This is a genomic window from Kitasatospora sp. NPDC004799, from assembly GCF_040609095.1.
Taxonomy (GTDB): Bacteria; Actinomycetota; Actinomycetes; order Streptomycetales; family Streptomycetaceae; genus Kitasatospora.
The window spans coordinates 1-8,938 of sequence record NZ_JBEXJK010000348.1 but is presented as its reverse complement, the minus strand read 5'-3'; the positions used below and the strand labels follow the sequence as shown (position 1 = coordinate 8,938).

Annotated in this window: 8 protein-coding genes, 3 tRNA genes and 1 pseudogene; 1 reads left to right on the top strand and 11 read right to left on the bottom strand. The window is 74.1% G+C overall.

The genetic code is table 11. The features are described 5' to 3' along the window. The 3 genes and pseudogenes from ABZW03_RS31600 to ABZW03_RS31590 form a co-directional block, all read right to left on the bottom strand. Window positions 1-881, bottom strand: a pseudogene (locus ABZW03_RS31600) (hypothetical protein); the annotation flags it as partial. 98 nt (window positions 882-979) lie between these two features. Continuing rightward, window positions 980-1,052, bottom strand: a tRNA-Ala gene (locus tag ABZW03_RS31595). Window positions 1,053-1,402: 350 nt separating this feature from the next. Next, entirely contained in the window at window positions 1,403-2,860 is a 1,458-nt protein-coding gene (locus tag ABZW03_RS31590; protein WP_355265860.1) for an MFS transporter, read from the bottom strand. Window positions 2,861-2,961: 101 nt separating this feature from the next. On the opposite strand from ABZW03_RS31590, the gene ABZW03_RS31585 reads away from it, so the two are divergent. After that, window positions 2,962-3,861, top strand: coding sequence for a helix-turn-helix transcriptional regulator (locus tag ABZW03_RS31585; RefSeq protein WP_355265857.1), 900 nt, complete (start codon window positions 2,962-2,964; stop codon window positions 3,859-3,861). A gap of 176 nt (window positions 3,862-4,037) precedes the next feature. Here ABZW03_RS31585 and ABZW03_RS31580 read toward each other — a convergent pair. From ABZW03_RS31580 to ABZW03_RS31545, 8 genes are all read right to left on the bottom strand, one after another. Then, window positions 4,038-4,110, bottom strand: a tRNA-Ala gene (locus ABZW03_RS31580). A gap of 43 nt (window positions 4,111-4,153) precedes the next feature. Beyond that, window positions 4,154-4,226: transfer RNA gene (locus tag ABZW03_RS31575), tRNA-Ala, on the bottom strand. A gap of 193 nt (window positions 4,227-4,419) precedes the next feature. Continuing rightward, window positions 4,420-5,070, bottom strand: coding sequence for a histidine phosphatase family protein (locus ABZW03_RS31570; protein WP_355265863.1), 651 nt, complete (start codon window positions 5,068-5,070; stop codon window positions 4,420-4,422). Then, window positions 5,067-5,525 (bottom strand): ribosome silencing factor, encoded by a 459-nt coding sequence (gene rsfS, locus ABZW03_RS31565; RefSeq protein WP_355265854.1) that lies wholly within the window; start codon window positions 5,523-5,525, stop codon window positions 5,067-5,069. The genes ABZW03_RS31570 and rsfS overlap by 4 nt, the downstream gene beginning before the upstream one ends. A gap of 157 nt (window positions 5,526-5,682) precedes the next feature. Next, on the bottom strand, window positions 5,683-7,554 hold the full coding sequence (locus ABZW03_RS31560; protein ID WP_355265851.1) for a LytR C-terminal domain-containing protein: 1,872 nt from the start codon (window positions 7,552-7,554) through the stop codon (window positions 5,683-5,685). Window positions 7,555-7,568: 14 nt separating this feature from the next. Next, window positions 7,569-8,201 (bottom strand): nicotinate-nucleotide adenylyltransferase, encoded by a 633-nt coding sequence (gene nadD / locus ABZW03_RS31555; protein ID WP_049658574.1) that lies wholly within the window; start codon window positions 8,199-8,201, stop codon window positions 7,569-7,571. Between the two features lie 134 nt (window positions 8,202-8,335). After that, window positions 8,336-8,494, bottom strand: a complete 159-nt coding sequence (locus tag ABZW03_RS31550; protein ID WP_355265848.1) for a hypothetical protein — start codon at window positions 8,492-8,494, stop codon at window positions 8,336-8,338. A 176-nt stretch (window positions 8,495-8,670) separates the two neighbouring features. Then, window positions 8,671-8,817, bottom strand: coding sequence for a hypothetical protein (locus ABZW03_RS31545; protein ID WP_355265845.1), 147 nt, complete (start codon window positions 8,815-8,817; stop codon window positions 8,671-8,673). Between the last annotated feature and the right edge of the window lie 121 nt (window positions 8,818-8,938).

Sequence of the window (8,938 nt, the reverse complement as noted above, 5' to 3'; positions counted from 1 at the left end):
GCCTCCTGGGCGTGGTGCGGGTCGAGGTTCACCACGGTGATGACCTGGTCGGTGAGCCCCTCGGGGGTGGTCGCGGTCTTGGAGTAGGCGAGCACGACCAGCGCGCCGAGCACCGCGACCCCGAGCCGGGGGTCGCCGGCGACGTGGGCGGCGCGCAGCGCGGCGACGAAGGCGCGCTGGGCGGCCGCGTCGTGGCCGAGGTCGTAGGCGGCCCAGCCGGCCAGCCGGGCGAGTCTGCTGGCCGTGCCGTACAGCTCCCGGCCGAGCCGTTCGTCGTACGCGCCGAGTTCCAGCAGCTTGGCCAGCATGGCGAGTTCGGCCCGGACGGGGCCGAGGACGAGGCCGCCGCCGCAGGCCCGTTCGAGCTTCTGCTTGCTGCGGTAGGACAGGCCGAGTTCGCCGACCAGCCCGGGTTCGACGCGCAGCGCGCCCTCGCCGCCGCCGACGGGCGGTGGCGGGGAGTCGAGGCGGGCGGCGGCCTGGTCGAGGTCGGCGCTGCGGAACAGGTCGGTGAGGCGGACCGGCCCGGCGTCGGTGGCGGCCTCGCGCAGCGCGGTCTGGGCGGTGTCGGCGGTCCACGGGTCGGTGAGCAGCCGGGGCGAGAGGATCTTGGCACCGCGGTGGCCGCCCATCCGGCCCCAGAGCTGTTCGTAGGTGACGGCGATGCCGAGGGTGCGGCTGAGCACCTCGCAGACCGCCTGGTCGTGCGGGCTGCGCGGCACCATGCCGCGGTCGCGCCACTTGTACGGGGCGGTGGAGCTGATGGCGAGGCCCGGCGGCAGGGCGAGGCTCACCTCGCGGGCGAGCCGTTCCGGACTCCAGCCGAGCTGGTGGAGTATCCGGGCCAGTTCCTCGTTCCGCCTTCGCTCCAGATCGGCCATGGCACGACGGTAGCGGGATTCCGGGCGCTCCGACCGGTGGCACGGGCAGAACGGCGAAGAGCCGCCTCCCGTTTCCGGGAGGCGGCTCTCGACTGCTGTGGAGCTATGGGGAATTGAACCCCAGACCTCTTGCATGCCATGCAAGCGCTCTACCAACTGAGCTATAGCCCCTTGACCTGCGATGTCACCGTGGTTCCCGGTTGTTTCCGGCCGTTTCCCTCGGCGACATCGACTACTTTACACGGTCCGGGGCGTGCTCCTGAAATCCGTTTCCCGAGGCCCGCGCCACAGGCTCCGGGGGCCCGCCCCCGGAGCCCGGACAGCCCCGCCGATCCGAGCGCCGGAGGTCCGCCACCCGCGCCCAGGAGCCGGCCACCCGCGCCCCCGGCGTCCCGCCGCCCGCGCGCCCCCGGGCGTACGCCTCACATCCGGGGCGCGCGGCCACCGGCACGCGCCCGGCGGCCGCGCGACCGCCCCGTCACGTGCCTACCGCACCTACCGCCCTACCGCACCGCCCGCACCTACCGCGCCGCCCGCGCCGCCCGCGCCGACCGCCGACCGCGCGCCGCGAAGCCCGCGGCGACCAGCACCGCGGCCGCGTCGACCAGCAGGGTGGTCCGCAGCGCCGCCCCCGACTCGGCGGCCGGCGCCGGCAGGTCGACCTGGCCGAGGAACACCGTGCCCAGCACCGCGACGCCGATCACCTGGCCGAGCTGGATGACCGTCACCATCACGCCGCTGGCGTCGGCCGCGTCCTCGGGCGCCACCCCCGCGAGCGCCCGGGCGAACAGCGGCGCGTACGAGCAGCCGGCGACCAGCCCCAGCACGGCCATCTCCACCAGCGCCGGGGCGCCGATCTCCGCCCCGCCGCCGAGCAGCAGCCCGAGCAGCAGGTAGCCACCGCCGAGCAGCGCCCCGGCGAGGGCCGGCAGCGCCCGGTGCAGCCGGCCGGGCAGCCGGTGCCAGTGCATGCTGGACAGGCCGAAGCCGACCGCGACGGGCGCCGAGCAGAGCCCGGCCTTCAGCGCGGTGTGGCCGAGCGCGGCCTGCTGGTGCAGGGCGAAGGCGAACATGAAGCCCGCGAAGGCCGCCATCATCGCGAACAGCCCGGCGGCCGCGGGGCGCAGCCCTGGGGCGCGCAGCACCCGCCCGGAGATCAGCGGGTGCCCGCCGCGCCGGGCGATCCGGCGCTCGACGGCCACGAACAGGCCGAACAGCAGCACGCCGGCCGCGAGCATCGCCCAGCCCCAGCCGGGCCAGCCCAGCTCGTGCCCGAGGACGAGCGGGACGACCAGCAGGCCGAGGGCCGCGCCGAGCACCACCAGGCCGGGGAGGTCGAAGCCGCGGGTGGCGTCGCCGGGCAGCCGGGGCAGCAGCCGGGCGCCGGCCGCGAGCAGCAGCACCCCGATCGGCACGTTGACCAGGAACACCGGCCGCCAGCCGCCGCCGAACAGGTCGGCGCTGACCAGGACGCCGCCGAGCACCTGGCCGAGCGCCATGCCGCCGGCCAGCACCGCCGAGTAGAGGCCGAGCGCCCGGACCCGGGCGGCGCCGGTGAAGGTGCGCTGGAGCAGGCTCATCACCTGGGGCACCATCAGGGCCGAGCCGGCGCCCTGGAGCAGTCGGAAGGCGATCAGCCAGCCGGTGGCCGGGGCGAGGCCGCAGGCCAGCGAGGCGGCGGTGAAGACGGCCAGGCCGAGCTGGAAGAGCCGGCTGTAGCCGTAGCGGGCGCCGAGCCGGGCGCCGGTGATGAGCAGCACCGCGTAGGCGATGGTGTAGCCGGCGATGACCAACTGGAGGGCGGCTCCGGAGGCGCCCAGGTCGGTGCGGATGGTGGGGACCGCGACGTTGACGATGGAGACGTCGAGCACGGCCATGAACTGCCCGCACAGGACGAGCGCGAGGAGGAGCCCGGGCCGTACCGCCGGGGCCTCGGTGGTGCCTCCGGCCACGCCGGGCCGGATCTGAAGGTCCGTCATGGCATCAGCCTGGGGCCGTACCGGTACTGGTGGTTAGAGCCTGCCGATCCTGGTACTGGCAGCACCTGTATCGGCGGCCCGGGCTGCGGCACCATGGGGCCATGACCGTCCTGGAGGAACTGCCCACCGCGGCCGGCGGGCGCGACCGCCGGCGCACCGAGCTGGCCCGCTTCCTGAAGGCCTGCCGGGCGCGGGTCACCCCGGAGGACGTCGGGCTGCCGCCGGGGCTGCGCCGCCGTACGCCGGGGCTGCGGCGCGAGGAGGTCGCGCAGCTCGCCGGGGTCGGGGTCACCTGGTACACGTGGCTGGAGCAGGGGCGGCCGATCAACGCGAGCGAGCAGGTGCTGCTGGCGGTGGCCCGGGCGCTGCGGCTGGACGGCACCGAGCACGAGCACCTGTTCCGGCTGGCCGGGGTGTCCGCCTCGGAGCGGGCGCTGCCGGCCGGGCCGGAGCTGTCGCCGTCGATCCAGGTGATCCTGGACTCGCTGGCCCCGCTGCCGGCGGCGGTCTCCAACACCCGGTTCGACGTGCTGGGCTTCAACGGCCCGTACCGCGCGATGTTCGGCACCGACCGGATGCGCCCGTCGCGCGGGGTGGTGTTCAACAGCCTCTGGTGCATGCTGACCGCCCCGCCGTGCTGCAACCCGTGCGAGAACCGGGAGGAGACGCTGCCGCGGATGGTGGCGGTGCTGCGCGCGGCGTACGGCCGGCACGTGGGCGAGCCGGCCTGGGAGGAGCACGTGCAGCGGATGTCCGCGCGCAGCGAGCTGTTCCGGGAGCTGTGGGAGCGCCAGGAGGTCGCGCCGCCGCAGTCCTGGCCGCGGGTGTTCCGCCACCCGGAGGTCGGGCTGCTGCGGCTGAACGCCACCTACCTGACGATGCCGGGCGTGCCCGAGTGCTACATCGTGGTGTACGTGCCGGCCGGCCCGGAGGACCGGGCCCGGGTGGAGCGGCTCGCCTCGCTGCCGCCCGGCGGCTGGGCCCACACCTGCGAGGAATAGCACCCCCGCCGGGCCCGACGTCCGAACCGCGAGGCCCCGAGGACCCGAGGACCCGAGGCCCCGAGGCCCCGAGGCCCGACGGGCCAACGCCCGACGGGCCGACGGGCCGAAACGAAACGGGAGGCCGAAACGCCGGAAGGCCGCCACCCCTTGGGCGACGGCCTTCCGAACCACTGTGGAGCTATGGGGAATTGAACCCCAGACCTCTTGCATGCCATGCAAGCGCTCTACCAACTGAGCTATAGCCCCGCGACACGGGCGACCCTGGCTGACCACGACCGCCGATGCGGAGTGGAGCTATGGGGAATTGAACCCCAGACCTCTTGCATGCCATGCAAGCGCTCTACCAACTGAGCTATAGCCCCGCACTCACCGGATCTCCCGCTTCCCTTCCGGGCCGCGTTCCTTCCCTGCGAACGAGGAAGACTCTAGCTGGTCAGGGCCGGAACTGCGAAATCCGCTCCCTCCGGTCCCCGCCGGGGGCCCGGCCGACGGCCCGGCCGAGGGCCCCGTGAGGCCCCCGGCGCCCGGTCCGGGTGCCGCCCGCGCCGGTACCGCTCAGGTGTCGTCGCCGATGACCGGCTGCGGGAGCGTGCCCGCGTTGTGCTCCAGCAGGCGCCAGCCGCGCGCCCCCAGGCCGAGCACCGACCAGCAGCAGTTGGACAGCCCGCCGAAGCGCTCCCACTGGGCCGCTTCCAGGTCGAGCAGCCGCCCGAGCATGGTGCGGATCGTCCCGCCGTGGCTGACCACCACCAGCGTGCCGTTCGCCGGGAGCTTGCCGACGGCCTCCAGGACCACCGGCACCGAGCGGTCGGCGACCTCGGTGGCCAGCTCACCGTCACCGCCGCGCCGGACCGGCTCGCCGGCCGACCAGGCCTCGTACTCCGCCGGGAAGCGCTCGCGGATCTCGGCGTTGGTCAGGCCCTGCCAGGAGCCCGCGAAGGTCTCCCGCAGGCCCTCGTGGTGCTGCACGTCCAGCCCGGTGACCTCGGCCAGCTCCGCGGCGGTGCGCCGGGCGCGCTTGAGGTCCGAGGAGATCAGCAGGTCGGGGCGGAGCCCGGAGAGCAGCCGGGCCGCCCGCTGGGCCTGCAGGACGCCCTGGCCGGTCAGCTCGATGTCCGTGGTGCCCTGGAAGCGCGATTCGAGGTTCCAGGCCGTCTGGCCGTGCCGCCAGAAGACGATGCGCGGACCGCGCGCACCCCGGCTCAGTGCAGGTCCTCGGGCTTGCCGAAGTCGTCGGCGGGGGCGACGGCGTTGCCGGCCTCGTCGGTGTACGCGTCCGGACGGTTGCGCGAGGCCAGGGCGTCCTCGGGCAGCGGCAGCTCGGGGCAGTCCTTCCAGAGCCGGTCCAGCGAGTAGAAGGAGCGCTCCTCGGAGTGCTGGACGTGCACGACGATGTCCAGGTAGTCGAGCAGGATCCAGCGGCCCTCGCGCTCGCCCTCGCGGCGCACCGGCTTGATGTCCAGCTGCTCGCGCAGCTGGTCCTCGATCTCCTCGGCGATCGAGCGGACCTGGCGGTCGTTGTTCGCGGAGGCGATCAGGAAGGCGTCGGTGATCGACAGCACCTCGCTGACGTCGAAGGCGATGATGTTGTGCGCGAGCTTGTCGGCCGCCGCCTGCGCGGCGACGGTGATGAGCTGCTGGCTGTGGTCGGTGACGGTCACGGTGTTCTTCCGGCTCGGCGGCTTGGGGCGCCCCGGCGCGCGGCCGGGGTCGCCTTCCAGGATCTCACGCCGCCCGGGCGGGCCCGGAACCGATTTCCGCGCCCGCCCGGGCCGCCGTCGCACGGTTCCCGGGCGCGCGCGGCCCCGGGCGACCGCCCTACTGGTTCTTCGGCGGCTGGTAGTCCTTGCCGAGCACGACCATCAGGTCCGCGTTCTGGGTGTCGCCGGTCACCTTCTTCACCGCCGTGTCCGGCAGGCCGAGGCTGGTCGCCAGCGACTTCGCGGCGCCCTGCCGGGCGTCGTCGGTGTAGCGGATCTCACTGGCGGGCTGGGGCGCGGCCTTGGCGCCGCCCGGGATGAAGGTCAGGCCGGAGTTGACGATCTGGACCTGCGCGGCGGCGGCCGCCGCGTCGTTGCCGGTGGCGTCCTGGAGCGCGACCCGGGCCGGGGCGTTCCCGGCGGCCGCGGACTTCACGGTGCCGCCCAGCACGTCCTTGACCTGCTTGCCCGCGGTCGCCTCGTCCAGGCTGCCGTCCGGCTTGACGGTCAGCGCGGCGGTGCCGAAGTGGCCGTCCTTCGCCTGCTGGGCGAGCTGGACGAGCACCCCGGCGAGGGCGTCCTCGGGCAGCGAGGGGTCCAGCACCGCGTTCATCCGGTGCACGTCGTCCTTGGCGTCCTTGAACTCGGTCGGCATGGTGCGCACCACGGCGTCCATCACCTGCCCGAACCGGGCCAGCTGGGCGTCCCGGTTCTCGCCGGGGTTCTGCAGCGTGGCGTAGGCGACCGCGGCCTTCCCGCTGAGCATGGTGTTCTTCCCGGCCGCGGACAGCAGCTTGCCGTCCGGCTTGCCGCCCTCGTGGGTCTCGGCGTTGGTGTCCACCCGGACGCCGCCGAGCTGGGAGACCAGCAGTTCCAGGTACGGGGTGTCCAGCCGCCAGGTGCCGGCCACCGGGGCGCCGAGCACGGCGGACAGGCCCTCGCGGGTCGCCGAGGCGCCGATGCCGTCCATGGACTGGCCGATCGTGGTGACCGGCGGGTCGCCCGGGCCGGGCAGCCGCAGGTTGTCGGGCAGCAGCAGCACCGTGCCCTTCTTCCCTGAGGCGTCGTTGACCAGCAGCGCGCTGGACACCTTGCCCTGGAGGTCGCGCAGGTGGACGACGTTGACCTGGCGCCCGCCGGCGGCGGCGGCCGCGGTCGGCTTGTCGCCGGTGAGGAAGAGGTACCCGCCGACGCCGCCGGCCGCGAGGGCCACCACCACGCCGAGGCCGATCAGCCGGTTGCGCAGCTTGCGGCGGCGCTCGGCGCGCACCTCGCTGCGGGACTCGGCGAACTTCAGCCAGTCGATGACGTCCTCGGTCTCCTCCGCCTCCTCGTCGACGAAGGTGAACTCGCCCGTGGTGTAGCTGTCTTTGGGCGCCTTGCCGCCGGCCTTCCCGGCCCGCGTCCCGGCGACCTGCTCGGACGGCGGCTCGGCCTTGGCCGGAGCCGCCGTCGGCTCCGTGGCGGACCGGGACGCCCGCGCGCGCGGCGGCGCGGCGGCGGTGGCCGCGGCGGGCACGGCGGCGGAGGGCACGGCGGCCTCGGCCGGCGCGGGCGCGGGCGCCTGCGGCTCGGCGGCGACCGGGGCGGCGGCCTGGTACGGCTGCTGCTGGTACCCCTGGTAGCCCTGCTGCTGGTAGCCGTACGGGTCCTGCCCGTACACCGGCTGCCCGTACTGGTCGTACTGCTGCTGCTCGTACGACTGCGGCTGCGACTGCGGCTGCGCTTGCGCATGCGGGTACTGCGGCTGCGGGAACTGTCCGGTGTGGCCGCCCTGCTGGTAGCCGTCGTACCCCTGGTAGCCCTGCTGCTGGTAGCCGTACGGGTCCTGCCCGTACACCGGCTGCCCGTACTGGTCGTACTGCTGCTGCTCGTACGACTGCGGCTGCGGCTGCGGGTGCTGCTCCGGCTGCTGGTAGCCCTGGTACGGCTGCTGGTACTGCCCGGTGGACCAGTCCTCCGGCCGCCGGCCGTCGTTGCGATCAGTCATGCACCGCTCCTGGCTCAGTCCCCGCGCGGCGCGTACAGCGCCCGCTTGTCGATGTAGCGGACCACGCCGTCCGGGACGAGGTACCAGACCGGCTCGCCCTTGGCGACCCGGTTGCGGCAGTCCGTGGAGGAGATGGCCAGGGCCGGGACCTCCACCAGGGAGACCCCGCCCACCGGGAGCCCGGCGTCCGACAGGGTGTGCCCCGGCCGGGTGCACCCGATGAAGTGGGCCAGCGAGAAGAGTTCGTCGGAGTCGCGCCAGGACAGGATCTGGGCGAGCGCGTCGGCGCCGGTGATGAAGAAGAGGTCGGCGTCCGGGTGCAGCGCGTGCAGGTCGCGCAGGGTGTCGACGGTGTACGTCGGGCCCTCGCGGTCGATGTCGATCCGGCTGACCGAGAACTGCGGGTTCTCGGCGGTGGCGATGACCGTCATCAGGTAGCGGTCCTCGGCCGGGGTGACGTGGCGGTCGCTCTTCTGCCACGGCTGCCCGGTCGGCACGAAGATCACTTCGTCCAGGTGGAACGCGCTCGCGACCTCACTGGCGGCGACGAGGTGGCCGTGGTGGATCGGGTCGAAGGTGCCGCCCATCACGCCGAGGCGCTTCTTCACCGGTTCCGGTCCGCCGGGATTCCCGGCCTGCTCTCCCATGCCGCCACACCTTACGCGACACCCGTTACGGTGCGGGAACGGCCGGGTGGGGCCCTCGTGGGGATTGTCCGCAGACGCGTGAGGGAGCGGCCGGCCGGCAGCCGGACGCTCCCCGAGCGGCCCCAGGACCGGGCTCAGCGGTCCCGGTTGAAACGGGTGGTGATGAAGAGCAGGAGCAGCAGGATGACCAGCGCGGCACCACCGGTCAGGGCCGGGTTCAGGCTGTCGTGGTTGCCCCCCTCGCCGCCCTCGGCGAGAAGGTTCAGAACGGGGAGTGCGGCAGCAGTGCTCATGGTCGGCGGGACCTTCTCGGCTCGGTGAACGGACCTGGGGGTTGTTCGGGCCGGTGAGGGCCCACCCGTCATCGTACGGGGGGTTACACGGCAACCGCTCGGCGGCCCACCGCCGCTGACCGGGCGTGAGCGCGGGCCGGGGCGCACGCGGTGGACGGGCCCCGAGCGGCCCGGGGCTAGTTGTTCTTGAACGCGCGGGCCATGGCCCAGACCAGCAGGCCGATGCCCACGAAGGACGCGATCACGATGATCCGCAGGAACAGGCCCGGGCCGCCCTCCTCGGAGATGGGCGCGGCCAGGCTGACAAGGGTGTCGGTGGACATCTGCGGGGCTCCTCGAACTGCTCGGTACCGCGGCCGGGTCCGGTCTCGGTCGTCCAGGCTCAGGTTAAACCGGCCTCACACCGGCGCCACCCACCGGCCCCGGCGGGGCGCCAGCCGGGGC

Excerpts from the sequence above, each read along its gene's own strand:
- ABZW03_RS31590 (WP_355265860.1), bottom strand. The coding sequence starts at position 2,860 with ATGACGGACCTTCAGATCCGGCCCGGCGTGGCCGGAGGCACCACCGAG.
- ABZW03_RS31585 (WP_355265857.1), top strand. The coding sequence starts at position 2,962 with ATGACCGTCCTGGAGGAACTGCCCACCGCGGCCGGCGGGCGCGACCGC.
- ABZW03_RS31560 (WP_355265851.1), bottom strand. The coding sequence starts at position 7,554 with ATGACTGATCGCAACGACGGCCGGCGGCCGGAGGACTGGTCCACCGGG.
- nadD (WP_049658574.1), bottom strand. The coding sequence starts at position 8,201 with ATGGGAGAGCAGGCCGGGAATCCCGGCGGACCGGAACCGGTGAAGAAG.
- ABZW03_RS31550 (WP_355265848.1), bottom strand. The coding sequence starts at position 8,494 with ATGAGCACTGCTGCCGCACTCCCCGTTCTGAACCTTCTCGCCGAGGGC.
- ABZW03_RS31545 (WP_355265845.1), bottom strand. The coding sequence starts at position 8,817 with ATGTCCACCGACACCCTTGTCAGCCTGGCCGCGCCCATCTCCGAGGAG.